Below are 25,869 nucleotides of genomic sequence, written 5' to 3' on the forward strand. Positions count from 1 at the left end.
CGCCACCGTGCGCGCCGAACGCCCCGCCCGTTCACCCCTCGGCTCCGTCCGGCAGCACCAGCGAGACCAGCAGTCCGCCGTCCTCCGGCGAATCCACGTGCAGCTCCCCGCCGACCGACTCCAGGAGATCGGTCGCGATCGCGAGGCCGAGCCCGGAGCCGGGCACGTCGCCGCTGTCGTCGCTGCGCCAGAATCGTTCGGCGGCGTTCGCAGCCTGTTCGCGCGTCAACCCGGGACCACGGTCGCGGACGGTCAGCACGCAGCGTCCGCCCACCCGGTGCGCGTCGACCTCGACGACCGAATCCGCTGGCGAGAACTTCACCGCGTTGTCGATGACGGCGTCGAGCGCGCTCTCGACGATCGTGCGATCGGTGATGCTCATCACCGCGCCGGCTCCCGGCGAGTGCATCCGGATCCGTCGCTGCGACGCCACCTCCCGCCAGGCGTCCGCTCGACGGGCGGCGAGTGTGCTCAGGTCGACAGCCGACATCGTGGTGTCGGCGCGTCCGCCGCGCGCGAGTCCGAGAAGCGTCTCGAGGATGCGAGCCATCCGGCGCCCTTCCTCCCTCGTCTCCTCGACATCGTCCTTCCAGTCGTCCCCGAGGCCGGTCGAGAGATGCTCGACACGCAGCAGCAGGGCGTTGAGCGGATTGCGCAGCTCGTGCGAGGCGTTCAGAGCGAACTCCTGCTGACGTGTCATGACGCGCTCGATCTCGTCTGCCATGCCGTTGAACACGCGCGTCATCCGGCGCAGTTCGGGAGGCCCCGTGTCCTCGGCGACCCTCGTGTCCATCTCACCGCGTTCGATCGCGATCATCGCCTCGTCGAGACGCCGGACCGGAGACAGCACCCATCTCGCGAGCTGGAACACGAGCAGCACGCCGAGTCCGATCGCTGCGATGGACACGAGCGTCAGCACGAGTATCTGCTGGAGGATCCGAGTGCGGGGGGCCTCGACATCGGCGGAGAGCATCACGGCGCCGATCACGTCGCCGTCGTCGAACACGGGTTCGACGAGCGAGGACTCGGCCGCGCCCCAGGGGAACACGGGCTCGGGGGCTTCAGCCCGGCGCCCCGAGAGCGCGAGCCCCACCCTCTCGGCGTCATCGTCCGGCACGACGTCACTGCCGCCGCCCGCCGCCCACGTCCCGCCGGAGAGATCGAAGACGACCACGTCGATCCCGTACACCTCGTGGAAGCGAGTGACCTCGGCGTCGATGACCGTCGCACTGCCCGACCGCAGCGCCTGGCGCGCACTCGTCACGAAGTATCCGAGGTCTCCGAGCTGCTCGGTGTAGAACGCCTGCTGGATGCTGCGGGTCGCGCTCCAGGCCGTGGCGCCGCCCAACGACAGCAGGATCGCGACGAGCGGCACCAGGAAGACGACGACGAGACGTCTGCGCATCGGGTTCTACCCGGCCAGCCGATAGCCGACACCGCGAACGGTCTCGATCAGATGACGTCGCCCCGCCTTCTTGCGGATCGCACCGACGTGCACTTCGAGCGAATGCCCGAACCCGCGCCAGTCGGTGTTCCACACCTCGCGGATGAGCCGCTCTTTAGGGACGGCGACCCCGGGGTACCGGGCGAGCACCGCCACGATGTCGAACTCCTTGCGGGTGAGTTCGATCTGAGACCGGCCGATGAGCACCTGCCTCGCGACGAGGTCGATCTCGATCTCGCCGTCCTGCAGCCGCACGCGCGCCTCGGATTCCGGTCGCACAGGCCGGGAACGTCTCGTGACCGCCTCGATCCGGGCGAGGAGCTCGTGGACGTCGTAGGGCTTGACGACGAAATCATCCGCCCCGGCGCGCAGCCCTCTGATGCGCTCCGTGACCTGGTTGCGTGCCGTCACGATCACGATCGGCACCTCGGATCGTGCGCGGATGCGGCGGCAGAGGTCGATGCCGTCGACGTCGGGCAGACCGAGATCAAGCAGCACCACCTCGGTGTCCGCACCCAACTCGTGCAGCGCCGCGGCACCGTCTGCGGCGCGGACCGTCGCGTACCCCGATCGCGCGAGAAAGGCCTCGAGCGCAGCGGCGACACGCTCGTCGTCCTCCACGATCAGAATCCGCATCGACCCCGGTCCCCTTCTCCGCTCGAGCAGGGACAAACCTATCAGCAGGGTGGGAGGCTGCTCGCCCGTCGACGGCAGCTCCGGGGGCGATCAGGCCGAGGACGCCGCCCGCTGCGCGAATGCGCTCTCGTAGAGGCAGACACTCGCGGCCGTGGCGAGGTTCAAGGACTCGGCGCGTCCGAAGATGGGAAGCTTCAGCACCTGATCGGCCTGGTCGAGCGCTTCGTCTTCGAGTCCGCGCGCCTCGTTGCCGAACAGCCACGCCGTCGGCTCGGCGAGCACACCCTCCGCCCGAGCGCGGAGGAGATCCTCGCCCTTGACGTCCGCGGCCAGAATGCGAAGCCCTGCGGCGTGCGCCTTCTCGACGACGTCCGAGAGCTCCGCCCCCACTGACACCGGCAGATGGAACAGAGATCCGGTCGTGGCGCGCACGACCTTCGGGTTGTACGGATCGACGGTGCGGCCGGTCAGCACGACGGCATCGGCGCCCGCGGCATCGGCAGCCCGGATGATCGTGCCGAGGTTTCCCGGATCCCTGATCTCCTCGCAGATCGCCACGAGATGGGGGGATGCCGCGAAGATGTCACGTACCGACGTGGGCGCCTGCCGGACGACGGCCACAAGCCCCTGGGGGGTGACGGTGTCGGCCATCGCGTTGAGCACATGCTCCGTCACGTGCTCGACATCGATCCCGGCATCCGATGCCTTCGCGCGGATGTCCGGATGCCTCTCCCACCCGGTCGGGGTCGCGAAGAGCTCGACGATGGCCTCGGGGCTGTAGGTCAGTGCCTCGCGGACGGCTTGCGGACCTTCGAGAAGGTACAGACCTGTCTCTGCGCGCGCGCTGCGCTTGGTCAGCTTCGCGACGGCACGGACTCGGGGCGAACGGGGGTTCTCCAGCACGTTCACAGTCTAGGGAACGGCAGGAGCGTTCCCGCGCACACGGCCGACGAACGACAGAGGACGCCCTCCCGAAGGAGAGCGTCCTCTGTGGTGAAGAGCTGCTTACGCAGCCGACTTCGGAGCGTTGACGTCAGAAGGCAGAGCCTTCTTGGCCGTCTCGACCAGCGTCGTGAAGGTCGCTGCATCGTTGACCGCGAGGTCGGCGAGCATGCGACGGTCGACGGTGACGCCCGCGAGACCGAGGCCCTGGATGAAGCGGTTGTACGTGATGCCGTTCTGGCGTGCAGCGGCGTTGATGCGCTGGATCCAGAGACGACGGAAGTCGCCCTTGCGCTTGCGACGGTCACGGTACGAGTAGACCAGCGAGTGGATGACCTGCTCTTTGGCCTTGCGGTAGAGGCGCGAACGCTGACCGCGGTAACCGGAGGCGCGCTCGAGGATGACCCGACGCTTCTTGTGGGCGTTTACCGCCCGCTTGACTCTTGCCATTTTCCTGTGTTCCTATTCGTGCGTTCGGGCGCTCAGCGGCCGAGAAGCTTCTTGGCGACCTTGAAGTCGGCCTTCGAGAGCACCTGGTCCTGGTTCAGGCGGCGGGTGCGACGGCTCGACTTGTGCTCGAGGTTGTGGCGCATGCCGGCCTGCTGCTTCTTCAGCTTGCCGCTGCCGGTGATCTTGAAGCGCTTCTTAGCACCCGAGTGGGTCTTCTGCTTCGGCATCTTCTCTTCCTTCGTATGGCGCCTTCTCAGGCGACGGTGTCAACCCGCGGTGCGGGAGTCTGGGGGCGGGAGTTACTCCGCGGCGGCCTCGGCCGGAGCATCGGTGTCGCTCTTGGCCTCGCGGGCCGCCTGCTTGTTCGCTGCGCGCTGCGCGTCGCGAACCGCGTTCTGCTCCTGCTTCGCCTCGGACTTGCTCTTGAGCGGAGCCACGATCATGACCATGTTGCGGCCGTCGATGGTCGGGTTCGACTCGACGGTTCCGAGCTCGGCGACGTCCTCGGCGAACTTGCGGAGCAGACGCACGCCCTGCTCGGGACGCGACTGCTCGCGACCACGGAACAGGATCATGGCCTTCACCTTGTCGCCGGCCTTGAGGAAGCCCTCGGCGCGCTTGAGCTTCGTCGTGTAGTCGTGCGCCTCGATCTTCAGTCGGAAGCGGACCTCCTTGAGAATGGTGTTCGCCTGGTTGCGGCGAGCTTCCTTCTCCTTCTGGGCGGCTTCGTACTTGAACTTGCCGTAGTCCATGATCTTGACCACGGGCGGCTTCGAGTTGGGCGCGACCTCGACGAGGTCGAGATCTGCTTCCTGCGCAAGGCGCAGCGCCGCCTCGATGCGGACGACGCCGATCTGCTCACCCGCGGGACCGACGAGGCGGACCTCGGGGACGCGGATGCGCTCATTGGTGCGGGGATCGCTGATGCGTAGCTCCTTAGACGATGGGGATTCGGCCACCAGGATGCTGTCAGCACCCCGGGCGAAATCAGAATCGTCCCACCCGCCGGCATTCAGACGCCGGCTCCGCACCCTTCCTGCCGGCCCCCGTCTGACGACGAGATCCGGTGGAGTGCAAGACCCGGTAGCCTGGAACGGCAAGCGCGGGTGGGAAGTGAATCCTCTTTCGTGCCGGAGCATGACGCTCCGGAGCCCGACATAGTCTAACAGAAGGCAAGGCGAAGTGACGAACCAGGCATCGGATGAGGCTGCACGCGAGCGCGAAGAGCGTTGGGCACGGCAGGAGGAGGCGGCGTCCTCCGCCACGCGGGACATCGCCGATGTGCCCGCGGTCGAGGTCATCACGACCGCGGCCGTGCACCTCATGAGCGCCGCGGCGGTCAAGCTCGGCCTCGCCGACGACCCGCACGTGGCGGAGCAGCTCGACCTCGATGAGGCACGCAAGCTAATCAACGCTCTGGCCGGTCTGATCACCGCCGGCGCACCGGAGATCAGCGACATGCATGCTCGGTCGCTGCGCGACGGACTCCGCTCGCTCCAGCTCGCCTTCCGCGAGGCGTCGACCATTCCCGACCCGATCGGCAAGGGTCCGGGAGAGAAGTGGACCGGTCCGGTCAACTGACGGCCGCCGGCCGCCGCGGCTGACCGGTCGGCGTCACCGCCGCGCCGGTCAGACCGAGCGGCGCAGCTTCACGGTGAGGGAGTCGGCGAGCACAGCGACGCGATCATCCGCCGCCCATCGCTGAGCCAGACGCGCGAGCACGGCGTCCAGCACCTCACGCTCCAGTCCGTCGACCAGCTCGAGGATAACGATCAGCTCCGGTCCGCGCAGACGCGCATCCGGGTCCCCTGCTGCGACGGCGACATCGATCACCGCGAGTTCGTGCGCGACGCTCTCCTGCAGAGCGGTGAAGACCTCGGGCGAGAGGAAGCTGGGCTCCCACTTGAGGCCCTGCGCGACCGCCCACACCGCGGGACGGCGGAGGACGAACTCCGTGTCGGACGTCGGGTCGAGAACGATCAGATCCGTGTCCTCCGACGAGGCTGCGAGCGCCGCACGCACGGCTTCGACGGGGATCGGACGCGCCGTCGGATCCCAGCGCTGCATCGCCTCGACAGAGGAGAACACCGGCTGCACGCGACGACCGTCGGGGGCTGCGACCGTCACGATCGAGAGCTCCTGCGTCTTGTCGACGACGAGACCGCTGGGCGCGACGCCCTCCTCGCCCTTCTCCGCGACGAGGGGGATCAGCACGCGCGCCGACCGGAAAGCGTCGACGACGTCGGACTGAGCGCCCTCTCCCGCGCGAAATCGCACGAGCGCGTCGAGCAGGGCCGGATCGGCGGACCCGTCGTCTGCGGCATGCGGGTTCGACTGGAAGCTGCGGCCTTCCCACGGAACGCCGGCCGAATCGCCCTGGTTGCTCGACGTCTGCTCGTGGGAGCCGTGACCGACGTGCGAGCCATGACCGCCGTGCGAGCCATGACCGTCGTGCGGACCGTGGCCGCGGGCGTCGTCAGTCCCCTGCGACATCCAGCGCCTCGGCCAGCGTGAACGCGCCGGCGTAGAGTGCCTTGCCGACGATGGCTCCTTCGACACCCAGGGGCACCAGCTGACGGAGCGCCACGATGTCGTCGAGGTTCGAGATCCCGCCGGATGCCACGACGGGCTTCGGGGTGCGAGCAGTGACCTCGCGCAGCAGCTCGAGGTTGGGTCCCTTGAGGGTGCCGTCCTTGGTGACGTCGGTCACGACATAACGGCTGCAACCGGCATCCTCGAGGCGTTCGAGCACCTCCCAGAGGTCACCGCCCTCCTTCGTCCACCCGCGAGCGGCGAGCGTCGTGCCGCGGACGTCGAGTCCCACGGCGATCGCCTCGCCGTACCGACTGATCACGTCGGCAGCCCACTCGGGGTTCTCGAGCGCGGCCGTGCCGAGGTTGATGCGGGTCGCGCCGCTCTCGAGAGCCGCCTCGAGAGTCGCGTCGTCACGGATGCCGCCCGACAGCTCGACGTTGACGTTCTTGAACTGCTTGATGACCTTGCGCAGGATCGGCGCGTTGCTGCCGCGTCCGAAAGCGGCATCGAGGTCGACGAGGTGGATCCACTTCGCCCCCTGTGCGACCCACTCCCCTGCGGCGTCGAGCGGGTCGCCATAGCTGGTCTCGGTGCCCGCCTCGCCCTGCGTGAGACGGACAGCCTTGCCCCCGGCGACATCGACGGCGGGGAGGAGGGTGAGAGAGGGAGACTGCGCGAAGTCGTTCATGACGTCCTCAGGTGAGATGGAGAGGCCGATTCGTCGGCACGAGAATCGACACTAGCCCGCGTATCCGCCCGCTCCAAAACGATGACAGCAGAGATCATCCGGTGCCACGCGGTAGCCTCGATGACGCCCCTGTTCGGTCGGTGAGGAGATGTTCCATGGTGCGCGATGCGGATGCGCGAGGAGGCGGACCCCTCCGGCGCGGGAATGCGACGCCGTCCGGGACTCCCCAGGACCGCGCCCAGACACCGGCCGCAGCCGACGCGGGGTCCGCAGATCCACGCCCGAGGCCTACGGCCGAGAACGCGCCCTCGACGACGCCAGCGCCGGGAACTCGAGCAGCGGCGGCATGGGCGGCGGCATCCTCAGCGGCTCCGCCTTCCGAGGCTCCGCAGTCGGCGAGGCCCGCGATGCCGATCTCTCCGCCGCCTGCCGCGCCTGCCGTTCCGGCCACAGTGCCTGCCGCAGCGCCTGCCGTTCCGCCCGCAGCGCCTGCTGTCCCGGCCGCAGCGCCTGTCGTCCCGGCGCCGGCACCGTCCGACACACCCGTCGCCTCCGGATCCCCTGTCTCGTGGTCCGAGCCGCAGAGCTCCGGTCCCCACGGCCCCGCCCGCCCCTCGGCTCCCCCGAGCACAGCGCCATACGCGTCGGACTCCGACCTGCCGCCGACCCCGCCCCTACCCGCGCCCGCAGCCGCTCCGTCGGCCCCCAACGCCGCCGCCGCCGAGTCGGCGTCCTCGGCGTCATCGCGGCGTCAGGAGCGCGAACAGGGCGTCGGTCGCCGCTCGTTCCTCCAGGAGGAGCGCCGAGAGGAACCTGCGCGCCAGGGTGCGCGGGGGCTGCTCAATCGCGTCGGATTCACCGTGGGCCCGAGCGCGCGCGAACGCGCGATCCGCGACGACGAGCATGCCGTGAGCCGCCACTGGCCGGGGCCGCGCACGGTCGCCGTCGTGAACGGGAAGGGCGGGGCGGGCAAGACACCGGCCACCGTGCTTCTGTCAGCGGTCTTCGCCCAGTACGGCGGAGCCGGAGTTCTCGCCTGGGACAACAACCAGACCCGAGGCACTCTCGGCTGGCGCACCGAGACGGGAGCGCACGACCGCACGCTGCTCGAGCTGCTTCCGCAGACTCAGCGCCTTCTGGGAGCCCAGGGCCAGTCGGCCGACCTGGCCCACTTCGTGCATCACCAGCCGCAGGAGAAGTACGACGTTCTGCGGTCGAAGCCCGTCCGACTGGCGCACGAGAATCGCCTACGGCCCACCGATGTCGACTCCATCCACGCGATCGCGGCCAAGTTCTACCGCCTGATCATCATCGACTCCGGCAACGACGAGTCCGACCCGATGTGGCTGCGGATGATCGACCTCGCCGACCAGATCGTCGTCGCGACGACGACGCGCGACGACCATGCCGAGGCCGGCGCCCTCCTGCTCGAGGCGCTCGAGGACCGCGACGAGCGATCCGCACGGTTGGCTCGCGAATCGGTGGTCGTCGTCAGTCAGGCAGACCCGAAGGCATCCCCCGCCGAGGTTGCAGACGTCATCGAGGGATACCGGCCTCTCGCGCGCGAAGTCGTCGGCATCCCCTTCGATCGGGAGATGGTCGACGGTCACCTCCGGCTGCGAGCACTCGCGACGCCGACGCAGCGATCGTGGCTCTCAGCCGCAGCCGCCGTCGCGCGCGGCTTCTGAGCTGCTCAGCGGCCGGACCTGGCGGACCCGTCGTCTGAGCTTCGGGTCATGCGGCACGCCGAGGAGCCGCCCCCTACGTCAGGACCGCAGGCTGTCGACCCAGTTCCGGAGCAGCTGGATCCCGGCCTCGCCGGACTTCTCGGGATGGAACTGGGTGGCAGACAGCGGCCCGTTCTCGACCGCGGCGAGGAACGGATCCCCGTAGGTCGACCATGTGAGCACCGGCTGGGGGAACGGCGGGATGACGTCGAGCTCCCACGACTGCGCGGCATAGGAGTGTACGAAGTAGAAGCGTTCGTTCTCGATGCCCTTGAACAGCACGGAATCGGCGCCCGGATCGACCGTGTTCCACCCCATGTGCGGCAGCACCGGCGCGTTGAGCTCGGTGACCGCTCCCGGCCACTCGCCGAGTCCTGCGGAGTCGTGCCCGCGCTCGACGCCGTGGGCGAAGAGCACCTGCATGCCCACGCAGATTCCGAGCACGGGACGCCCGCCCGCGAGCCGACGGTCGATGATCTCGTCGCCTCCGTGCGCGTACAGCGCGTCGCGGACGGCCTGGAACGCGCCGACTCCGGGCACCACGAGACCGTCGGCCTCGAGGGCCTCCGTGCGGTCGCGCGTCAGCACCGCGTCGGCGCCCGCGGCAACGAGCGCCTTGACAGCCGAGTGCACGTTGCCGGACTCGTAGTCGAAGACGGCGACCCGCGGAGCCGTGCTCACAGTGCACCCTTCGTCGACGGGATGCCGACGACCTGAGGGTCGAGGGCCTTGGCCTGGCGGAACGCGCGAGCGAATGCCTTGTACTCGGCTTCGGCGATGTGGTGGGGGTCGCGACCCCCGAGAACGCGCACGTGCACCGTGAGGCCCGCGTTGAAAGTGATGGCCTCGAACGTGTGGCGGACCAGTGAACCGGTGAAGTGGCCGCCGATCAGGTGGTGCTCGAAGCCGGCGGGCTCCCCCGTGTGCACGAGGTAGGGACGCCCGGAGATGTCGACGACGGCTTGAGCGAGCGCCTCATCGAGCGGCACGAGGGCGTCGCCGTAGCGCGAGATGCCCGACTTGTCGCCCAATGCCTCGCGGATGGCCTGACCGAGAACGATCGAGATGTCCTCGACCGTGTGGTGTGCGTCGATCTGCGTGTCGCCCGAGGCGCGCACGGTGAGATCCGTGAGCGAGTGCTTCGCGAAGGCCGTCAGCATGTGATCGAAGAACGGCACCGACGTGTCGATACGGCTCGCACCGGTGCCGTCGAGGTTCACCTCGAGCTCGACGGTCGACTCCGACGTGCTGCGCACACGCGTGGCGGTGCGCGGGGTCTGGGCGGGGGTGCTCATGAAGCCGATCCTATCGAGGCGAGGGCGTCGAGGAAGGCCGTGGTCTCAGCCTCGGTGCCGGCGGTGACGCGGAGGTGCCCGGGGATCCCGACGTCGCGGACCAGGACACCCTGCTCGTAGAGCTGCTGCCAGACCTTCTGCGGTTCGGCCACTCCCCCGAACAGCACGAAGTTCGACCAGGATTCGTGGGGGGTGTACCCCAGTGCCTCGAGCGTCGCGGAGATGCGATCCCGCTGCTCGACGATCTCCTCGACCATGCCCAGCATCACAGCGGAGTTCCGCAGTGCAGCGACAGCGGCGGCCTGAGTGAGAGCGCTGAGGTGGTACGGCAGACGGACGAGCCTCAGGGCGTCGATGAAGGCGGGGTCCGCGGCGAGGTAGCCCACGCGCGCTCCCGCGAAGGCGAAGGCCTTGCTCATGGTCCGGGAGACGGCGAGCCGCGGCCGCCCCTCGAGGAGCGTGAGAGCCGAGACCGCCTCGTGCGGCGCGAACTCCTGATATGCCTCGTCGACGACGACGATCCCGTTCGATGCGTCGTACACAGCCTCGACGACATCGAGGCCGAGCGGTGTACCCGTCGGATTGTTCGGCGAGCACAGCAGGATGACATCGGGATCGACGTCCCGCACCTGCGCTGCCGCCTCTTCGGGCGTGATCGTGTAGTCGGGCTGTCTCGTTCCTGCGACCCAGCGCGCGCCGGTGCCTTTCGAGATCAGGGGATACATCGAGTACGTCGGACCGAAGCTGAACGCCGTGCGGCCCGGGCCGCCGAAGGCCTGGAGGATGTGCTGAAGGACCTCGTTCGAGCCGTTGCCGGCCCAGATCTGTGCCGGTTCCAGACCATGGCCCAGGTACTCGGCGAACCCCTCCCGCAGTGTGGTGAACTCGCGGTCCGGATAGCGGTTGACGTCGCGGAGAGCGACCGCGATGTCATCGAGGATGTCACTGGCCACGGCATCCGGGACGGGATGCGTGTTCTCGTTGACGTTGAGTGCGATCGGGAGAGGCGCTTGAGGCGCTCCATAGGGCGTGAGCCCACGGAGGTCGTCGCGCAGAGGGAGGTCGGCGAGTGATGCAGTCACCCTTCCCATGGTAGGCCGCCTTCGCGGCCGGGATGCCCGTGGTGACCGAGTGTGAACACGGTCACCACGGCAGCGACGATTCGGACGGACCCCGTCCCTGTCACTCCGAGTACTGCGCCGGGATCGCCAGCTCCTGCCCGATCTGCAGCTCTCCGCCGCGCAGCAGGTTCAGGCGCGTGATGTCGCCGATCACGTCGCGCGGATCAGCACCGGGGGCGACGCCCTCGGCGATCGACCACAGCGTGTCGCCCGGCATCACCGTCACGGTGGCGAAGGATGCCGTGGCGGCCTGCTCGCCCGAGGCCATCGCGCTGCCGCCGCTGAGCGCGGCGAAGGCGATTCCCGCCGCGAGCGGCACCGCGGCGATCGCGAGCACGACGCGTCGACCGCGTGCCGTCAGCTTGAGCCGCGTCGCCGGGCGGACCGGAAGGACTGCTGCGCTGCTGAAGGTGATGGTGCTCATGTCGTGCTCCTCTGCATCTACCGCTTGAGCGGTGAAGGTGGCGTAGCGTTCGCATCCGCGTCTCGGCCGGGAGCCGTGGATGCGAAGCTACGTTCCGAAGTTATCTTCGAATTCGAACATCTGTCAAGACTTCTTCGAAACACGTGGATGAGAATCACCCGACACGCTCGAACAGATCTTCCACTTCGGCGCGATTCTCGGATACGGTTTCGACAGGAACACCCCACCACGGGCCTCCGACATTCGAACCGAGACGCCGGAATCGCACACCTGAGGAGCACCATGAGCGACATCTCCGCCCCCGACGCCGACGTCCCGCGCACCCGTCGCCGCAAGAGCCTGAGCCCGAAGCAGATGGCGATCCTCGAGGTCATCCAGACATCGATCAGCCGTCACGGCTACCCGCCGAGCATGCGGGAGATCGGCGATGCTGTGGGCCTCAAGTCGCTCTCGAGCGTGACGCATCAGCTGGGCCAGCTCGAACTGAGCGGCTATCTGCGACGCGATCCGGGCAAGACCCGTGCCATGGAGGTTCTCATCGACCTCCCCGGTGCGAGTGGAGAGAACCCCGCTGATGTCGCGACACCTGTCGGCGACGCCGCGCTCGTCCCGCTGGTCGGCCGCATCGCCGCCGGCGTCCCGATCACGGCAGACCAGCAGGTGGAAGAGATCTTCCCGCTTCCCCGCCAGCTCGTCGGCAAGGGCGACCTGTTCATGCTCAAGGTGTCGGGCGAATCCATGATCGATGCGGCGATCTGCGACGGCGACTGGGTCGTCGTGCGCTCGCAGAGCAGCGCCGAGAACGGCGAGATCGTGGCCGCCATGCTCGACGGCGAGGCCACCGTGAAGGTCCTCCGTCGTCGCGACGGCCACACCTGGCTGCTCCCCCGCAACTCCGCGTTCGAGCCGATCCTCGGGGATGAGTCCGTCATCCTCGGCAAGATCGTCGCCGTCCTCCGAACGGTCTGACACCGCTCGCGCTGCCTGCGACACCGGGCGACGCGCCATAGGCTCGAACCATGTCGTCGCCGTTCGGTACCTGGCCCTCCCCGTTCACGCCCGCCCAGGTCGCCGCCTCCTCGCCGCGGATCGACGGAAGCGCGTTCGTGGCCGACGAGATCTGGTGGGGCGAGTCGGTCCCCTCCGAGGGCGGCCGCCTGACCGTGCGCAGTTCGACCGGTGCCGAGATCCTCCCCGCGCCGTGGAGCGCCCGGTCTCGCGTGCACGAATACGGCGGAGGGGCCTGGGCCGCCGCCGCCGACGGCACGCTGTTCTTCGTCGACGCGAAGGATCAGCGCGTGTACCGCATGCAGCGCGGTGGCGCTCCGACACCGCTCACCCCTCCGGGCCCGGCGCACGGCGGCCTGCGTCTTCAGCGAGGCAGGCTGCTCGCAGTGCGCGAGGACCTCTCTCCGACCCCTCACCGACGTGCCATCGTCGAGATCCCGGCGGACGGGTCGGCAGCCGACGACCCGTCGATGCTGAGGACCCTCGTCGAGGGCGCGTCGTTCTACGCGCATCCGACGCTGTCTCCCGATGGATCGCGCGCCGCCTGGGTCGAATGGTCGGGCGGACGGATGCCGTGGCAGCACGCGTCGCTGGTGCTCTCGGACGGAACCGCGCGCACGGAGCTGCCCACCCGCGCCGCCCTGCAGCCCGAGTGGACGAACGACGACGAGATCCTCTATGCCGATGACCCCTCGGGTCGCTGGGCTCTGCACCGACAGCGTGTGAGCGGCTCGCAGGCAGCCGGCCCGGCGGAGCAGATCGCCGACGCCGACGCGGACACGGGGTATGGGCTCTGGGTGCTCGGCAACCGCTGGTTCCGCCCGCTCGCCGACGGGCGGATCGTGGCCGTGCACACGAACGGTCGTGACCGGGTGGTCGTGATCGAGCGCGACGGCAGCGCTCACCGCGTACCCGTCCCCGCTGACGGCCATGTGAGCGTCGACGCCGTCGACTGCTCACGCGTGCTCCTCTCCGGGAACAGCTCGACGACCGAGCCGGGCGTCTGGTGCGTCGACGTCGACTCCGGTCATGTCGAGGTCGTCACGGGGGCGACGCCGGCGGACCCCGCGTGGATGCCGCCCGCGTCCGAAGTCCTGGTCGATGGATCCCACGGCCCCGTCCACGCCTTCGCGTACGCGCCGACCAATCCCTCGACGTCCGCGCCGGCTGCGGATGAGGAGCTCCCGCCGTACATCGTGCTCGTCCACGGGGGCCCGACCGCGCATGTGACCGGGGCGGCATCCGCCGCCATCGCATTCTGGACGAGCCGCGGCATCGGCGTGCTCGACGTCAACTATGGCGGATCGACCGGCTACGGCCGGGCGTATCGTGAACGACTCGACGGCGGGTGGGGGGTGGTCGACGTCGACGACGTGATCGCCGCCGCGCACGGCCTCGCGGATGCCGGACTCGCCGACCCTGCCCGCATCGCGATCAGAGGCGGCTCAGCGGGCGGCTGGACGGTGCTGTCGTCCCTGGTGCGAGGCGGGACGTTCGCCGCCGGGATCAGCAGATACGGGGTGGTCGACCTGCGGATGCTGAACGAGCACTCCCCTGACTTCGAGGCGCACTACATCGAGGGGCTCGTGGGCCCGTTGCCCGAGTCCGAGGCGGTCTACGTCGCCCGCTCACCCCTGACCCATGCTGATCGGATCGACGTGCCGGTGCTGCTGATGCAGGGGTCGGACGACCGCGTCGTCCCACCGTCTCAGTCCGAGGCGATCCGCGATGCGCTGACCGAGAGCGGCGTCGAACACGAGTACGTGCTGTACCCGGGCGAGGGCCACGGCTTCCGCTCGAGCGAGACGATCATCGACGCCCTCGAGAGGGAGCTCGCCTTCCTCGGACGCGTGTTCGGATTCACGCCCGCGCGCTGATCACTCCCCCACGCGGTTGCGCAGGCGCATCGCGCGCTCGGCCTCGCGGGTGTCCTGTCGCTCGCGCAGGGTCTGGCGCTTGTCGAACTCGCGCTTGCCCTTCGCGAGAGCGATCTCGACCTTGGCTCGACCGTCCGAGAAGTACAGCTTCAGCGGGATCAGCGTGTAACCGCCGGCGGACACCGCGTGCTGCAGCTTCGCGATCTCCTCGCGGTGCAGGAGCAGCTTGCGGACGCGCTTCGCCGAATGGTTGGTCCAGTGGCCCTGCGAATACTCCGGAATGTGCACGGAATCGAGAAAGACCTCGTTCCCCTTGACGAACGCGTACCCGTCGCTGAGGTTCGCGCGCCCCTGGCGCAGCGACTTCACTTCGGTGCCGGTGAGCACCATCCCCGCCTCGTACGACTTCTCGATGTTGTAGTCGTGACGTGCGCGACGATTGGTCGCGATGACCTTCTCCCCGCGTTCCCTGGGCATGATTCTCTCCTGATCCGCGTCGTGCAGTTGTTCCGGTGCCCTGTTCGGGCGCACGACAGCCTGTCAGTCTATACCGGCGGTCTGCTCAGGTGCGAAGCCAGCGACGGATCGCGAAGCCCGCCGACAGCGCCGCGAGCACGACGCCGATGCCGATCAGCACCGGAACGACGATGACGGCATCCTGCATCGACACCCAGGTCGTGATGAACGGCACGCGTCCTCGCAGGTAGCCGTCGACGCCGAAGTGCACGCCGGCGACGACCGCAGCGCTGGCGAATGCCGAGCCGAGGAAGGCCGCGAACACGCCTTCCAGTACGAAGGGTGTCTGGATGAAGCGGTTGGACGCACCCACCAGACGCATGATCCCGATCTCCTTGCGTCTGGCATAGGCCGAGAGTCTGATGGTCGTGCCGATCAGGAGGATGGCCGCGATCAGCATGAGCACGGCGATGCCGACCGCGATGTAGGTCGCGACGGTCAGGGCCGAGAACAGGGGTTCGAGGTACTGCAGCTGGTCCTGGACCTGCTCCACCCCGGCGACCCCGTTGAACGCCTCGGCGATGACCTGAGATTGACCCGGGTCCTTCATCGTGACGAAGAACACCTCGAACGCCTGCTCGGGCGAGATCACGCTCGCCTGATCCTCGCCGAGCTGGTCGACGAGTTTGGCGTAGGTGTCCTCCTTGGAGTCGAAGCTGACCTCGCTGATGAGCGGAGCCAATGCCTCGCCTTCGAGCTGCGCTCGCACGGCGTCGACCTGTTCCTGGGAGGCGCCGCCGTCGATGCAGGTGTCCTGCTCCGAGATGTCGGAGCACATGTAGACGGCGACCTGGGCCCGTTCGGCCCAATAGCCGCGCATCGTCCCGATCTGCGCCTGCATCAGGATCGCGGCGCCCACGAAGGTCAGTGAGACGAACGTGACGAGCACGACGGAGATGACCATCGAGATGTTGCGTCGCAGGCCCCCGAGGGCCTCGGCGAGGATGAGTCCGATTCTCACGACGTCGGCCCCACTTCTTCCGTGCCTTCGTCGGACAGACCGAGACGATCGGCCACCCCGAGCTCGGCGACGTCGACCTGCGGCAGCACGATGGGGTGGGTCCGCGGAGCGGCAGCAGGCTGAGCGACGGCGATCTGCTCCTCGACGACCGGCGGATCGATCGGCGCGGCCTGCGCCTCAGGAGTCTCAGACGCCGTCGGGACCGCATCCGCTGACACCGCCTCCGCCTTGCGCTGTGCGCTGAGCTCTTCGGCGAGAGCCGCACGGACCAGTGAGAGGTCGGCGGTCTGACGCTGCACCTCCTGCACAGCAGTGAGAGCAGCCGCCGCAGCGGCACCGCGCACCTCCTCGGGCACGAGACGCGGGATGTTGGACGTGTCTCCGTAGCCGCCGTGCACCTCGTCTCTCACCATCTCACCATCACGGAGCTCGATGACCCTGCGCTGCATCTGGTCGACGAAGCCGGCCTCGTGGGTCGCCATCAGCACGGTCGTGCCTCCGGCGTTGATCCTGGCGAGCAGCTGCATGATGTCGACCGACGTCGCCGGGTCGAGGTTTCCTGTCGGCTCGTCGGCGAGGAGCACCTGCGGACGATTGACGAGCGCCCGCGCGATCGCGACGCGCTGCTGCTCTCCACCCGAAAGCTCGTGAGGCATCCGCTTCTGCTTGCCGTCGAGTCCGACGAGCGCGAGGGCCTCGGGCACGGCCTGCTGGATGAAGCCGCGTGACGAGCCGGTCACCTGCAGCGTGAAGGCGACGTTCTGATAGACGGTCTTGGACGGCAGCAGGCGGAAGTCCTGGAACACCGATCCGATGTGACGGCGGAAGTACGGCACCTTGCGGTTCGCGAGCGAGCGCAGGTCGCGACCGAGCACGGCGACTCGGCCGGTCGTGGGTACGTCCTCCCGGAGGATGAGCCGCAGACACGACGACTTGCCCGACCCCGAGGCGCCGACCAGGAAGACGAACTCCCCACGCTGCACTTCGAAGTCGACATCGGACAGCGCGGGCCGCGAGGTCCCGCGATAGCGTTTCGTGACGTTCTCGAACCGAATCATGGCGATTCGAGCCTAAGCGCGCGCCTTCGTGTGCCTGCGAGCGACACCCCGCGCGGCCCCCCTGCGTGTCGCACTCCACTGCTATACATGGAGGTGCCGATCCATGCCGTCTGCGTGGACGATATTCCGAGGGGAAACCATGACGACGCCTGCAGGCTGGTACGACGACGGATCCGGACGCCAGCGGTGGTGGGACGGAACCCAATGGACCGAGCACTTCGCCCCCGTCGTGGATTCCGCCCCGTCCGGCGCCGACGACTCAGTCGCCGCGGGGAGCGAGGAGTCCGCCACGCACCCGGGTTCCGGGTCTTCCGACGCCGCGGGCGGTACCTCCACCGACGCGATCCCGGATTCCGCGGCAGCCGCAGAGACCGCCGCGTCGATCGAATCGGTCGCAGCCGTCGAGAGCCAGTCGTGGAACACCCCCGCACCCTCCGACTCACGCGTCGAAGCGCAGGCTCCGACCGGCACGTCCGCCGACGAGGGCGCGGTCGATCCCACCGCCGGCGAGACCGGAGGCGGTCACGAGCAGAGTTCCTCCGCGCCGGAGGCAACACCGCGGACCGACGACGTCGTGCCCCCGTATGCGAATGCCGCGGGCCCCTCAGACGGCGCACCCGCCTACGCGGGTGCCGCATCTCCGTCGTACCCCCAGGAGTATCCCGTCGCGCCCGCCTATCCGGGTTCGGCGGCGCCCGGGTACCCCGGCGCCACCGCCTACGCGCCCACCGGACAGCAGTACGGCGCCCCGGCCGGCTACCCGCCCGCCTACGGCTCCTCGACCCCTGCGGCTCCGGCCGGACCGTCGATCCTCGGCCTCGTCGGGCTCGGACTCGCGGCACTCGGAACGATCCTGTCGTGCATTCCCGTGATCTTCTGGCTCGGATGGCTCCTGCTGGGCGTCGGCTTCATCACCTCACTCATCTCGCTGTTCCTCAAGGGCAAGAAGTGGCCCGGCATCTCGGGGCTGATCCTCTCGGTCATCGGCGCGATCATCGCGGTCGTCATGTTCTTCGTCATCGTGTTCGCAACCGTGTCCGAGGCCGTCCGTGACCTGCCTACGGCGCCGCCGTCAAGCGACTCCGACACCGGAACCGACGACGGCACGACCGATGACGGCACGACCGACGACGGCATGGGCTCGGTGCAGGTCGAAGAGGGCACGATCGGCGATATCGTCACGCTCACCCTTCTGGGCGGCAGCGGTGAGATCACCGTCACGGACGCGCGCTGGTCGACCACTGACGGCTCGAGCGTCCCCTCGACCAACGGCGGCTATGTCACCCTCGAGACGACGTGGACCGGCGTCGAGGGCACGACGGCAGCCAACCCGCTGTTCACCTCGCTGGAGACGGCAGACGGCGTCGAAGGCCAGCTCGACTTCTTCGTGACGGGTGCACCGAACGAGCTGCTCGAGCCCGGGCAGACGGCGAGCGGCCCCATCACCTTCGACATCCCGCAGAGCGAGTCCTACGTCTTCGTCGTGACGGACGAGGCCGGGCGCGATATCGCACGCATCACCGTCACCCCGTCAGCCGGCTGAGACCAGGAGCGGGCGGCGATCATGGTGGTTCCGGCGGGGTGGTACGACGACGGATCGGGCCGTCAGCGCTGGTGGGACGGCGCGGCGTGGACAGAGCACACCGTCGCCACGGAGGCGTCGACGACGACTGCGCCATCGGACGCGCCGCATCATCGCGCCGAGCACGAGCGCGCCGACGACGAGCGCGCCGAGGACCAGCGTGTGAAGGACGCGTCCGCCGCACGCGCCTCGGGGGATCCGGCCTTCGAACCGCCCTACGCCTGGCAGTCAGGGAGTCCGTTCGCCGGCGCGCCCGGAGGAACGCCCCAGTACGGCCGCACCTGGACGCCCGAGACCTCTGCGGACGCCTTCGACCCCCGCCAGGATGCGACGGCTGGGTACGGATCCTACGGTGCTGTGTCGCCGAGGGGGGCCACCACGCTTTCGGTCCTCGGCATGATCGGACTCGGCGTGGCAGTCCTGGGAGTGGTCCTCGCGTGCATTCCGCCGATCTCGGTGGCGGGGTGGGTCCTGCTCGGAGCCGGATTCGTGCTCTCGCTGATCTCCCTGTTCCTGCGGGGTGCGAAGTGGCCGGGAGCGGTGGGGATGGTGGTGGCGGTGTTGGGCGGCATCGTCGCCGTGGCGGTGGTGCTGCTGACTCTCGGATCGGCAGGGCTCACCGCGACAGCGCCGACAGCCGCTGCGACCCCTGAGGCGTCCCAGAGCACAGACCCCGACGACACGGCAGCCGCACCCGAGGGCTCCGCAGGCGCTGACGGCGCCGAGACCGTCACGGTCAACGAGCTCGCGGTCGGCCACTGCCTGCCGCTGATGGAATGGGAGGAGGAGGTGTACGAGCTTCCGATCGTCCCCTGTGACACGCCGCACACCGATGAGGTGTACTTCATCTTCGATGCGCCGGACGGCGAGTTTCCCGGAGACGACGGGCTGCAGACCATCGCCGCAGACAGGTGCGATGCCGCGTTCGAGGAGTTCATCGGCGTCCCCTACGCCGATTCTGAGCTCGACAACTACTGGTTCGTGCCCACCGAGTCCTCATGGAAGCGGCTGAACGACCGCGCCATCCAGTGCATCGTGATCAGCTACGACGAGATCACGGGCACCCTCGAGGGCGCTGATCGCTGACAGACGAGCTGCGCTCAGTCTTCGTCCTTGCGCTTGCGCCAGCGGATCCCGGCAGAGATGAACCCGTCGAGGTCGCCGTCGAACACGGCCGCCGGGTTGCCCGACTCGTGTCCGGTGCGGAGGTCCTTCACGAGCTGCTGACCGTAGAGGAAGTACGAGCGCATCTGGTCACCCCAGCTCGCCGTGATGTTCCCGGCGAGCTCCTTCTTCTTCGCGGCCTCTTCCTCCTTCTGCAGGAGCAGGAGTCGAGTCTGGAGCACGCGCATCGCCGCCGCACGGTTCTGGATCTGCGACTTCTCGTTCTGCATCGAGACCACGATGCCGGTCGGAAGGTGGGTCAGTCGCACGGCGGAGTCCGTCGTGTTGACCGACTGTCCGCCGGGTCCCGACGAGCGGAACACGTCGACACGGATGTCGTTCTCGGGGATGTCGACCTCGGTCGCCTCCTCCATGAGCGGAATGACCTCGACCGCGGCGAACGACGTCTGGCGCTTGTCGGCCGAGCCGAACGGACTGATGCGCGCGAGGCGATGCGTGCCTGCCTCGACCGACACGGTTCCGAATGCGTAGGGCGCGTCGATCTCGAAGGTCGCCGACTTGATGCCGGCGCCCTCGGCGTACGACGTGTCGAGCACCTTCACGGGGTACTTGTGACGCTCCGCCCAGCGCAGATACATGCGCATGAGCATCTCGGCGAAGTCGGTGGCGTCATCGCCGCCGGCGCCCGAACGGATCGTGACGATGGCAGAGCGCTCGTCGTACTCGCCGTCCATCAGCGTCTGGACCTCGAGCTGGTTGATGATCTCGGTGAGCGCATTGAGCTCGGCGCGGGCTTCGACCGCGGAGTCCTCATCGCCCATCTCGTTCGCCAGGTCGACGAGGACCTCGAGGTCGTCGAGTCGACGGCCGATCCCCTCGACTCGGGCGAGAGCCGACTGCCGGTGGCTCAGGGCGCTGGTCACCTTCTGAGCGCGTTCGGGGTCGTCCCAGAGGTCCGGCACGCCGGCTTCCTCGCTGAGTCGCGCGATGTCGGAGCGGAGGGTCTCGACATCGATGACCTCGCGGATGTCACCGTAGGTGAGTCGCAGGGCCTGGATGTCGGCGGAGAGATCGAGTTCGAGCATGTCGCGTCCAGCCTAACGTGCCGCCCCTCCGGGCGGGGACGGCGTTCGGACCGGAGTAGCGTGAAGGGGGTGAGCAGCGCATCCTCCGTCCTGAAGCGATTCGGGCCGATGGTGTACCTGCCGACCGTGCTCTTCTCGCTCGGCGAGGGCGCGGTGATCCCCCTGATTCCGGTGATCGCAGCGCGGATGGGCGCCGACGTCGCCTTTGCCGCACTGGTGGCATCCGCCCTGGTCGTGGGTCAGCTGTGCGGCAACCTTCCTGCGGGGTGGGCTGTCGCGCGCATCGGCGAGCGCTTCACGATGGTGATCGCGGGCGCGATAGCCATCGCCGCCGGTGTCGGCATGGTGTTCGCTCCCTCGCTCGGCGTGCTGGCCGCATCCGTCTTCCTCCTGGGTTTCTGCGCCGCCGCCTTCGGACTGGCGCGACACGCATTCATGACGACGAGGGTTCCCCTCGCGTTCCGCGCCCGCGCCCTCTCGCTGCTCGGTGGCAGCTTCCGCCTGGGCATCTTCATCGGCCCTTTCGTCGCAGCAGGGCTGCTGCAGGTCTTCGGTTCGGAGTCCGCAGCGATCTGGTTCTTCCTGGGCTGCCTCGTCGTGATGGTGCTGCTCGTGCTGTTCGGGCCGGATCCCGAGAAGACGATCCCCCCGACCACCGCCGTGCGCACGGCCTCCCTCGCCGACGACTCCGGGGAGCCGGTCACCGGTTCGATACCCTCCGCAGCACGCACGGGCGTCTTCCGCACGATGTGGCAGCAGCGAACCGTGCTCGGTCGTCTGGGGCTCGCGGCCGCCTCGCTGTCGGCGGTGCGGTCGGCACGCCAGGTCGTGCTTCCCCTGTGGGGGCTCTCCCTCGGACTCGACGCGTCGACCATCGCTCTCGTCGTCGGCATCTCGGGCGCGATCGACTTCGCCTTGTTCTACGCGAGTGGTCAGGTGATGGACAGGTTCGGGCGTCTCTGGGCCGCGATGCCGGCGATGGTGCTGATGGGAGCGGGGTTCCTCGCGCTCTCCCTCACGCACGATATGGAGGCGGCGGTGCTGTGGTTCGGCATGTTCGCCGCCGTGCTGGGTGTCGGCAACGGCCTTTCGAGCGGCATCCTGCTGACCCTGGGTGCCGACGTCGCGCCGAAGCGCGAGCCGGCAGCGTTCCTCGGCTCATGGCGCACGCTGACGGATGCCGGAGGAGCCGCCGCTCCCCTGCTGGTCTCAGCGATCGTCGCGGTCGCCTCTCTGCCGGTCGCTGCCGCGGCGATGGGAGTGATCGGCCTGATCGGTGCGGGTGGATTCATCCGCTGGATTCCCCGTTTCGTCCCCCGCACCCGGGCTGACGAGTCATGACCGCTGCCCTCGGTGCGGACGTGCGTCGCCTGGTCGTCTCGGCCGCCGCGTCGACGGATCACGAGCGTGAGGCCGCAGCCGACTTCGCGATGTTCTTCGTCGATGATCATGGGCCCGTCCTCCGCGACGACGGTCCGCATCACGCGACCGCGTCGGCACTCGTCTTCGACCGGTCGCTCACCCGCACCCTGCTGGTCTTCCACGCCAAGGGTCAGTTCTGGGTGCAGCCCGGCGGTCATCTCGAGCCCGGCGACACCTCCGTCGTCGGCGCCGCACTCCGCGAGCTGCGGGAAGAGACCGGAGTCGACGTCTCCGCCCTCTCCGAGCCCCTCGTGTACGACCTCGACCACCACGCGCTCTCCTCGGCGTTCGGTCGGTGCGCATCGCATCTCGACATCGGGGTCGGCCTCATCGTCGGCGACGAGGCCGACCCCATCGTGAGCGACGAGTCGGAGGACGTGCGCTGGTGGGCGATCGACGCGCTGCCGGCGCAGACGCCGCACGGCTTCGCCGAACGGGTGTCTGGGATGCGCGATCGTCTCGCGCGCTGACGTCGCGCCGGATGAGGTCGTGTCTCACGGGACTCGAACCCTCGGGCGACGGTCATCCCAGGGCGGTGCGGCTGGTCCCGGTCGCCTCGAGGCGCACGCCGTCGGGTACGAACAGTGACACGAGCGGCGGCAGCCACCGGGTGGCGACCGTCACCCGGGCGGAGTGCCCGTCCGGGGTCGATGCGGCTTCCAGGATCACCGGCACTCGGAGCGCGGCGAGCATCGCGGCGGCCTGCTCCCTGACCCCCTCGTTCGTGAGGTCCGCACGCGCACTCCCCTCGTCGACGGCCAGGGTGAAGCCGTCTGCTCCGGCGAGCGCTGCGGCATCCGCGATCGCGTCCAGCCGCTTCTGCGAGATGTAGAGATCGGTCGCAGAGACGCTCACGAAGATGAGCGCCAGTGCGAGCAGCGCATAGCCGAGCGTCAACAGCAGCACGCTTCCGTCGTCGGTCCGCTGCCTCACCCTGTGCCCCACAGACGAGAGACCTTCTGCACCGCCGACCCTTCGACACCGATCGCTGCGGCGGTGTCCGAGCCGAAGACCGCGGGCATCAGCGGCAAGGCCACCGACGCCGTGATGGTGACGGTGACGATCGCGCCTGCCGACGGACATGCCGCGCCGGCTGGGAAGCAGGTCACAGTGAGGCCGGTGGATCCCTCATCGATACCGTACTGACCGGACACGTCGGCGAGCACACGCTCGCTCGTGGCGGCGGCGGTGGCCGGGTCCGGTGCGAGCGCGATGGTCCGCGCGACATGACGCGCGGCGGCCTCGACCCCCAGGGTCTGCTCCTGGATGGCGCCCAGCGCGATGATCAGATACACCAGGGGCACGAGCAGAATCACTCCCACGGTGATGAACTCGAGTGCAGCCGAACCGTCGTCATCCCGCATCCCAGGACTCCTCCGGGGCACGAGCCCGCACCTCGAGAGCGAGGGGCACCCCGAGCAGCCCGATCACCGGGAGCGTCGTGCGGATGCGTACCTCGATCGTCGGCTGATCGCCCCTCGTCGAGCGGACGACGCTCACGTCACCGGCGTACCCGGCGCCGACAGCACGGGTGATCGCCGTGCGTGCGCGTTCTGCGCCCTGCTCCGTCGTCGTGTCGGCAAGAGCGGCGTAGTAGGCGCCCTCGACGGCCGCATCGTGCACGACATTTCGCACATAGACGGCGAGAGCGAGTTGCATCACCGCGAGCGTGAGAAGTGTGAGCAGCGTTCCCACGAGCACGAACTCGACGGGACTCGATCCGCGCTCCTCACCGAGTGCGCGTCGCGGAGGTCCTGCAGGCATCGGAACACCCCTCACAGGCCGGACACACGCTGGATCGCCTGCTCGAACAACGCGCTGAGCGCCGGGCCCGCAACCGCCCAGATGAGCACGACGAGACCGGCCGTCATCAGGGTCACCAGCACCCACCCGGGCACGTCCCCCGATTCGTCGTCGATGAGCTCCTGGACAAGCCCGCGGGAGGCGGGGGCCGTGATGCGCGTGCTTCCTAATCGAGAGGTGTTCATGTCGTCCTTTCGTGATCGCTCAGCCGATGCCGAGTCGCAGGATGAAAAGGCCTGGGTAGATGGCGAAGAGCACCGACAGCGGGAGGATCAGGAAGACGAGCGGGAGGAGCGTGCCGCTTCCGTTGGCTTGCGTTCTGCGTCGTCAGCCGACAGGAACATCGAGGGGTCCAACACCCCGTGAATGGTGATCGCCTGGGGACGCCCCTGCACAACGTCCGACACGATCACCCGCACGTCGAGCAGCTCCACGACCTCGCGGCGCATAGCCGCCGATGCGTTCTCGAGACGGCCACGGGCGCGCTCCGCAAGTGCCGCCACGTCGGTGATCCGCTGTGCCTGCTCACCCCGCACCGACTGCATAGCCGTGAACGCCTCCAGGCGCTCCCGCACCTCGGAGAGTTCGCCGCGTAGGCGCTCCACGGTGGCCCGGTGCTCGTCTGGGTCGTCCGCCATGAGGTACAGGTCCTTGGCCCGGCCGATAGCCCGCTCCAACGTCGCCGCCTGCTTGCGGAGAGCAGCGACCACTGGGGCGTCGTCGTTCAGATCGGCTTCTTCGTCCACCTCAAGCCATTGGCGTGCGAGCCGCTCCAGCCGCTCCGGGTCGGCCAGCATCGCGGCGATCTCCGCCCACACCGGCTCGTCGATCGCCGGACCCCTGATCTGCGAGCACGAGCAGCGCGGCTGCTCCTTCGACCGGTACCGCCGCCCCGAGCACACGTAGTACGGGTTCGGGCGGGACTTCGTGGTCACGCCGTCATAGTGCTTGTCCATGTCGCAGGGTCCGAACAGTCGGCCGGTGAGCATCTGCCGCTGCGGGGCTGAGGGCGTCACCGATGCCTTCCTGTTGACCGCCCGCTGGAGGGCCAACCACTCCTGCCGCGTGAACACCGGGTTGCCGAGCGGCACCTTCACGGTGTCGCCGTATGTCGGTGTCCCGTCGCGGTTCATCTTCGTGACCCTCCGGGAAGCACGGTAGTTTCCGGTGGTCGCCGACCCCCACTCGGTCTCCCCCGTCCACAGCGACGGGTTCGTGACGGTCTGCCGGACCGTCTGGTACTGCCACTGCGCGGCCTGGCGCGGGTGCAACCCCATGAGGTTGAGTCGCTCGGCTACCTCTGCGGTCGAATGCCGTTCCTTGACGAACAGCCGGTACATCGCGCGGAGCACCTCACGCTCCCGGTCGTCCGGCACCGGCCGGGCGTCGCGCTTGAGCCCTTCGAGCTTCCACCCGAACGGTGGCTTCGATCCCGCCCAACCGCCTGCGCGACCTTTCGCCCGCTGACCGGCAGCGGTACGCGCCACGATTGTGTCGCGCTCCATCTCCGCGAACCCGGCCATGACGGTCCGCATCATCTTGCCCTGCGGGGTGCTCATGTCGATCTGCTCTTTCACAAGCACCAGGTCGACGCCCATCTCGGCGAAGCGGTCGGTCTCGCGGATCGCGTCAGCGGCCTTGCGGGCGAAGCGGTCGAGCTTGGACACCACGATCGCGTCGATCTTGCCGTCGCGGGCATCCTGGAGCATCTGCCGCCACTGCGGACGGTTCGCATCAGTTCCCGACAGCCCCTCGTCGACGTAAGCCCCAACGAGGTTCCATCCCCGGACCTTGATCGCGGCCTCGCAGATCTCGCGCTGCTCCGGCAGCGAGGTGTTATCGACCTGGAGGTCGGTGCTGACTCGGGCGTAGTAGGCGGCGCGCTTAGCGTTCATCGCGGAGTCCTTCGAGGTCGTTCGCGTCGTTGACGATCGCGAGAGCCAAGCTGGCGGGAATCTCGTTGTCTAACGTGAGGTCGGGGTCGTGCATTTCTGCGGCCCGGGCGACGTGCATCCGAATCTCGCGGAAGTTCTTGATCGTCTGGGCGGGATCGATCGGTCCCTGCGAGACCATAGTTGCGACGATGAACTCGTCGAGGGTGAAGCGTTCAGGCATTGCCATGATGCGTTCCTTTCGATCGGGCGTACGCCTCTCGGCGAGTTGCGTTGAT

The 25,869-nt window shown here is 68.6% G+C and carries 30 protein-coding genes; 8 read left to right on the top strand and 22 right to left on the bottom strand.

Going from position 1 to position 25,869, the window contains the following annotated elements:
* Window positions 1-31: 31 nt before the first annotated feature.
* From AB0N61_RS00125 to infC, 6 genes are all read right to left on the bottom strand, one after another.
* A complete protein-coding gene (locus AB0N61_RS00125) occupies window positions 32-1,405 on the bottom strand; it encodes a HAMP domain-containing sensor histidine kinase (protein WP_363360897.1) in 1,374 nt (457 codons plus the stop codon).
* A gap of 6 nt (window positions 1,406-1,411) precedes the next feature.
* Window positions 1,412-2,080, bottom strand: a complete 669-nt coding sequence (locus tag AB0N61_RS00130) for a response regulator transcription factor (RefSeq protein ID WP_363360899.1) — start codon at window positions 2,078-2,080, stop codon at window positions 1,412-1,414.
* A 90-nt stretch (window positions 2,081-2,170) separates the two neighbouring features.
* Entirely contained in the window at window positions 2,171-2,983 is an 813-nt protein-coding gene (locus AB0N61_RS00135) for an RNA methyltransferase (protein ID WP_363360901.1), read from the bottom strand.
* A 102-nt stretch (window positions 2,984-3,085) separates the two neighbouring features.
* A complete protein-coding gene (rplT, locus tag AB0N61_RS00140; protein ID WP_045252681.1) occupies window positions 3,086-3,472 on the bottom strand; it encodes a 50S ribosomal protein L20 in 387 nt (128 codons plus the stop codon).
* A gap of 32 nt (window positions 3,473-3,504) precedes the next feature.
* Entirely contained in the window at window positions 3,505-3,699 is a 195-nt protein-coding gene (rpmI, locus tag AB0N61_RS00145; RefSeq protein WP_060927878.1) for a 50S ribosomal protein L35, read from the bottom strand.
* A gap of 72 nt (window positions 3,700-3,771) precedes the next feature.
* Window positions 3,772-4,431 carry a translation initiation factor IF-3 gene (gene infC, locus AB0N61_RS00150; protein ID WP_167947716.1) on the bottom strand — a complete coding sequence of 220 codons (660 nt, stop codon included), beginning with the start codon at window positions 4,429-4,431 and terminating at the stop codon, window positions 3,772-3,774.
* A 223-nt stretch (window positions 4,432-4,654) separates the two neighbouring features.
* Between infC and AB0N61_RS00155 the strand changes: the two genes are divergently transcribed.
* Window positions 4,655-5,053: a DUF1844 domain-containing protein gene (locus AB0N61_RS00155; RefSeq protein WP_363360904.1), complete on the top strand. Its 399-nt coding sequence runs from the start codon at window positions 4,655-4,657 to the stop codon at window positions 5,051-5,053.
* A gap of 48 nt (window positions 5,054-5,101) precedes the next feature.
* Here AB0N61_RS00155 and AB0N61_RS00160 read toward each other — a convergent pair whose 3' ends face one another.
* Window positions 5,102-5,965, bottom strand: a complete 864-nt coding sequence (locus tag AB0N61_RS00160) for an SseB family protein (protein WP_363360906.1) — start codon at window positions 5,963-5,965, stop codon at window positions 5,102-5,104.
* Window positions 5,949-6,695, bottom strand: a complete 747-nt coding sequence (gene priA, locus AB0N61_RS00165; RefSeq protein WP_167947720.1) for a bifunctional 1-(5-phosphoribosyl)-5-((5-phosphoribosylamino)methylideneamino)imidazole-4-carboxamide isomerase/phosphoribosylanthranilate isomerase PriA — start codon at window positions 6,693-6,695, stop codon at window positions 5,949-5,951. Before priA ends, AB0N61_RS00160 begins: the two co-directional genes overlap by 17 nt.
* Before the next feature lie 407 nt (window positions 6,696-7,102).
* On the opposite strand from priA, the gene AB0N61_RS00170 reads away from it, so the two are divergent.
* Window positions 7,103-8,383, top strand: a complete 1,281-nt coding sequence (locus AB0N61_RS00170) for an AAA family ATPase (protein ID WP_363360908.1) — start codon at window positions 7,103-7,105, stop codon at window positions 8,381-8,383.
* Window positions 8,384-8,461: 78 nt separating this feature from the next.
* On the opposite strand, the gene hisH is transcribed toward AB0N61_RS00170, so the two are convergent.
* From hisH to AB0N61_RS00190, 4 genes are all read right to left on the bottom strand, one after another.
* Window positions 8,462-9,103 (bottom strand): imidazole glycerol phosphate synthase subunit HisH, encoded by a 642-nt coding sequence (gene hisH, locus AB0N61_RS00175; protein WP_363360910.1) that lies wholly within the window; start codon window positions 9,101-9,103, stop codon window positions 8,462-8,464.
* Window positions 9,100-9,717, bottom strand: a complete 618-nt coding sequence (gene hisB, locus AB0N61_RS00180) for an imidazoleglycerol-phosphate dehydratase HisB (RefSeq protein ID WP_167947728.1) — start codon at window positions 9,715-9,717, stop codon at window positions 9,100-9,102. The genes hisH and hisB overlap by 4 nt, the downstream gene beginning before the upstream one ends.
* Window positions 9,714-10,808: a histidinol-phosphate transaminase gene (locus tag AB0N61_RS00185; RefSeq protein WP_363360912.1), complete on the bottom strand. Its 1,095-nt coding sequence runs from the start codon at window positions 10,806-10,808 to the stop codon at window positions 9,714-9,716. Before AB0N61_RS00185 ends, hisB begins: the two co-directional genes overlap by 4 nt.
* A 91-nt stretch (window positions 10,809-10,899) precedes the next feature.
* Window positions 10,900-11,262: a LysM peptidoglycan-binding domain-containing protein gene (locus AB0N61_RS00190; RefSeq protein ID WP_167947730.1), complete on the bottom strand. Its 363-nt coding sequence runs from the start codon at window positions 11,260-11,262 to the stop codon at window positions 10,900-10,902.
* 282 nt (window positions 11,263-11,544) lie between these two features.
* Between AB0N61_RS00190 and lexA the strand changes: the two genes are divergently transcribed.
* Complete coding sequence (gene lexA, locus AB0N61_RS00195; RefSeq protein WP_167947732.1) at window positions 11,545-12,231, top strand: transcriptional repressor LexA; 687 nt, start codon at window positions 11,545-11,547, stop codon at window positions 12,229-12,231.
* Window positions 12,232-12,281: 50 nt separating this feature from the next.
* Entirely contained in the window at window positions 12,282-14,147 is a 1,866-nt protein-coding gene (locus tag AB0N61_RS00200) for a prolyl oligopeptidase family serine peptidase (RefSeq protein ID WP_363360914.1), read from the top strand.
* Here AB0N61_RS00200 and smpB read toward each other — a convergent pair whose 3' ends face one another.
* The 3 genes from smpB to ftsE form a co-directional block, all read right to left on the bottom strand.
* A complete protein-coding gene (smpB, locus tag AB0N61_RS00205) occupies window positions 14,148-14,624 on the bottom strand; it encodes an SsrA-binding protein SmpB (RefSeq protein WP_060927199.1) in 477 nt (158 codons plus the stop codon). It abuts the gene before it with no gap.
* Between the two features lie 85 nt (window positions 14,625-14,709).
* Window positions 14,710-15,624: a permease-like cell division protein FtsX gene (ftsX, locus tag AB0N61_RS00210; protein ID WP_363360916.1), complete on the bottom strand. Its 915-nt coding sequence runs from the start codon at window positions 15,622-15,624 to the stop codon at window positions 14,710-14,712.
* Window positions 15,621-16,682, bottom strand: coding sequence for a cell division ATP-binding protein FtsE (gene ftsE / locus AB0N61_RS00215; RefSeq protein ID WP_363360918.1), 1,062 nt, complete (start codon window positions 16,680-16,682; stop codon window positions 15,621-15,623). The genes ftsX and ftsE overlap by 4 nt, the downstream gene beginning before the upstream one ends.
* Before the next feature lie 139 nt (window positions 16,683-16,821).
* Here ftsE and AB0N61_RS00220 point away from each other — a divergent pair, with 139 nt between their 5' ends.
* The gene (locus AB0N61_RS00220; protein ID WP_363360920.1) at window positions 16,822-18,225 is read left to right on the top strand and encodes a DUF2510 domain-containing protein; all 1,404 of its coding nucleotides are present in this window, start codon (window positions 16,822-16,824) and stop codon (window positions 18,223-18,225) included.
* A gap of 21 nt (window positions 18,226-18,246) precedes the next feature.
* On the top strand, window positions 18,247-19,350 hold the full coding sequence (locus AB0N61_RS00225; protein ID WP_363360922.1) for a DUF2510 domain-containing protein: 1,104 nt from the start codon (window positions 18,247-18,249) through the stop codon (window positions 19,348-19,350).
* A 14-nt stretch (window positions 19,351-19,364) separates the two neighbouring features.
* Here AB0N61_RS00225 and prfB read toward each other — a convergent pair whose 3' ends face one another.
* A complete protein-coding gene (gene prfB, locus AB0N61_RS00230) occupies window positions 19,365-20,474 on the bottom strand; it encodes a peptide chain release factor 2 (protein ID WP_167947742.1) in 1,110 nt (369 codons plus the stop codon).
* Between the two features lie 108 nt (window positions 20,475-20,582).
* On the opposite strand from prfB, the gene AB0N61_RS00235 reads away from it, so the two are divergent.
* Both AB0N61_RS00235 and AB0N61_RS00240 read left to right on the top strand, forming a co-directional pair.
* The gene (locus AB0N61_RS00235) at window positions 20,583-21,815 is read left to right on the top strand and encodes an MFS transporter (RefSeq protein WP_363362018.1); all 1,233 of its coding nucleotides are present in this window, start codon (window positions 20,583-20,585) and stop codon (window positions 21,813-21,815) included.
* Window positions 21,812-22,366, top strand: a complete 555-nt coding sequence (locus AB0N61_RS00240; protein WP_363360924.1) for an NUDIX domain-containing protein — start codon at window positions 21,812-21,814, stop codon at window positions 22,364-22,366. Before AB0N61_RS00235 ends, AB0N61_RS00240 begins: the two co-directional genes overlap by 4 nt.
* Before the next feature lie 52 nt (window positions 22,367-22,418).
* Here AB0N61_RS00240 and AB0N61_RS00245 read toward each other — a convergent pair whose 3' ends face one another.
* The 6 genes from AB0N61_RS00245 to AB0N61_RS00270 all read right to left on the bottom strand — a co-directional run bounded on the left by AB0N61_RS00245 (window position 22,419) and on the right by AB0N61_RS00270 (window position 25,820).
* Window positions 22,419-22,829, bottom strand: a complete 411-nt coding sequence (locus AB0N61_RS00245) for a pilus assembly protein TadG-related protein (RefSeq protein ID WP_363360926.1) — start codon at window positions 22,827-22,829, stop codon at window positions 22,419-22,421.
* Window positions 22,826-23,260, bottom strand: a complete 435-nt coding sequence (locus tag AB0N61_RS00250; protein ID WP_363360928.1) for a TadE family protein — start codon at window positions 23,258-23,260, stop codon at window positions 22,826-22,828. Before AB0N61_RS00250 ends, AB0N61_RS00245 begins: the two co-directional genes overlap by 4 nt.
* Window positions 23,250-23,660 (bottom strand): TadE/TadG family type IV pilus assembly protein, encoded by a 411-nt coding sequence (locus tag AB0N61_RS00255; protein ID WP_363360929.1) that lies wholly within the window; start codon window positions 23,658-23,660, stop codon window positions 23,250-23,252. The genes AB0N61_RS00250 and AB0N61_RS00255 overlap by 11 nt, the downstream gene beginning before the upstream one ends.
* An 11-nt stretch (window positions 23,661-23,671) precedes the next feature.
* The gene (locus AB0N61_RS00260; RefSeq protein WP_363360931.1) at window positions 23,672-23,884 is read right to left on the bottom strand and encodes a hypothetical protein; all 213 of its coding nucleotides are present in this window, start codon (window positions 23,882-23,884) and stop codon (window positions 23,672-23,674) included.
* An 87-nt stretch (window positions 23,885-23,971) separates the two neighbouring features.
* Complete coding sequence (locus tag AB0N61_RS00265; protein WP_363360933.1) at window positions 23,972-25,594, bottom strand: recombinase family protein; 1,623 nt, start codon at window positions 25,592-25,594, stop codon at window positions 23,972-23,974.
* Window positions 25,584-25,820: a hypothetical protein gene (locus AB0N61_RS00270; RefSeq protein WP_363360935.1), complete on the bottom strand. Its 237-nt coding sequence runs from the start codon at window positions 25,818-25,820 to the stop codon at window positions 25,584-25,586. Before AB0N61_RS00270 ends, AB0N61_RS00265 begins: the two co-directional genes overlap by 11 nt.
* Window positions 25,821-25,869 lie beyond the last annotated feature (49 nt).

The organism is Microbacterium sp. NPDC089320, assembly GCF_040684875.1.
In the GTDB taxonomy this organism is placed as follows: Bacteria; Actinomycetota; Actinomycetes; order Actinomycetales; family Microbacteriaceae; genus Microbacterium.

What these genes read in the sequence shown, in the direction of transcription:
- AB0N61_RS00255 (WP_363360929.1), bottom strand. Translation starts at nt 23,660, where the DNA reads ATGCCTGCAGGACCTCCGCGACGCGCACTCGGTGAGGAGCGCGGATCG.
- AB0N61_RS00250 (WP_363360928.1), bottom strand. Translation starts at nt 23,260, where the DNA reads ATGCGGGATGACGACGGTTCGGCTGCACTCGAGTTCATCACCGTGGGA.
- smpB (WP_060927199.1), bottom strand. Translation starts at nt 14,624, where the DNA reads ATGCCCAGGGAACGCGGGGAGAAGGTCATCGCGACCAATCGTCGCGCA.
- AB0N61_RS00265 (WP_363360933.1), bottom strand. Translation starts at nt 25,594, where the DNA reads ATGAACGCTAAGCGCGCCGCCTACTACGCCCGAGTCAGCACCGACCTC.
- AB0N61_RS00185 (WP_363360912.1), bottom strand. Translation starts at nt 10,808, where the DNA reads ATGGGAAGGGTGACTGCATCACTCGCCGACCTCCCTCTGCGCGACGAC.
- AB0N61_RS00225 (WP_363360922.1), top strand. Translation starts at nt 18,247, where the DNA reads ATGGTGGTTCCGGCGGGGTGGTACGACGACGGATCGGGCCGTCAGCGC.
- ftsE (WP_363360918.1), bottom strand. Translation starts at nt 16,682, where the DNA reads ATGATTCGGTTCGAGAACGTCACGAAACGCTATCGCGGGACCTCGCGG.
- AB0N61_RS00220 (WP_363360920.1), top strand. Translation starts at nt 16,822, where the DNA reads ATGACGACGCCTGCAGGCTGGTACGACGACGGATCCGGACGCCAGCGG.
- AB0N61_RS00235 (WP_363362018.1), top strand. Translation starts at nt 20,583, where the DNA reads ATGGTGTACCTGCCGACCGTGCTCTTCTCGCTCGGCGAGGGCGCGGTG.
- prfB (WP_167947742.1), bottom strand. Translation starts at nt 20,474, where the DNA reads ATGCTCGAACTCGATCTCTCCGCCGACATCCAGGCCCTGCGACTCACC.
- AB0N61_RS00200 (WP_363360914.1), top strand. Translation starts at nt 12,282, where the DNA reads ATGTCGTCGCCGTTCGGTACCTGGCCCTCCCCGTTCACGCCCGCCCAG.
- AB0N61_RS00240 (WP_363360924.1), top strand. Translation starts at nt 21,812, where the DNA reads ATGACCGCTGCCCTCGGTGCGGACGTGCGTCGCCTGGTCGTCTCGGCC.
- rplT (WP_045252681.1), bottom strand. Translation starts at nt 3,472, where the DNA reads ATGGCAAGAGTCAAGCGGGCGGTAAACGCCCACAAGAAGCGTCGGGTC.
- AB0N61_RS00125 (WP_363360897.1), bottom strand. Translation starts at nt 1,405, where the DNA reads ATGCGCAGACGTCTCGTCGTCGTCTTCCTGGTGCCGCTCGTCGCGATC.
- lexA (WP_167947732.1), top strand. Translation starts at nt 11,545, where the DNA reads ATGAGCGACATCTCCGCCCCCGACGCCGACGTCCCGCGCACCCGTCGC.
- AB0N61_RS00270 (WP_363360935.1), bottom strand. Translation starts at nt 25,820, where the DNA reads ATGGCAATGCCTGAACGCTTCACCCTCGACGAGTTCATCGTCGCAACT.
- hisB (WP_167947728.1), bottom strand. Translation starts at nt 9,717, where the DNA reads ATGAGCACCCCCGCCCAGACCCCGCGCACCGCCACGCGTGTGCGCAGC.
- AB0N61_RS00130 (WP_363360899.1), bottom strand. Translation starts at nt 2,080, where the DNA reads ATGCGGATTCTGATCGTGGAGGACGACGAGCGTGTCGCCGCTGCGCTC.
- priA (WP_167947720.1), bottom strand. Translation starts at nt 6,695, where the DNA reads ATGAACGACTTCGCGCAGTCTCCCTCTCTCACCCTCCTCCCCGCCGTC.
- rpmI (WP_060927878.1), bottom strand. Translation starts at nt 3,699, where the DNA reads ATGCCGAAGCAGAAGACCCACTCGGGTGCTAAGAAGCGCTTCAAGATC.
- AB0N61_RS00170 (WP_363360908.1), top strand. Translation starts at nt 7,103, where the DNA reads ATGCCGATCTCTCCGCCGCCTGCCGCGCCTGCCGTTCCGGCCACAGTG.
- AB0N61_RS00190 (WP_167947730.1), bottom strand. Translation starts at nt 11,262, where the DNA reads ATGAGCACCATCACCTTCAGCAGCGCAGCAGTCCTTCCGGTCCGCCCG.
- AB0N61_RS00160 (WP_363360906.1), bottom strand. Translation starts at nt 5,965, where the DNA reads ATGTCGCAGGGGACTGACGACGCCCGCGGCCACGGTCCGCACGACGGT.
- AB0N61_RS00260 (WP_363360931.1), bottom strand. Translation starts at nt 23,884, where the DNA reads ATGAACACCTCTCGATTAGGAAGCACGCGCATCACGGCCCCCGCCTCC.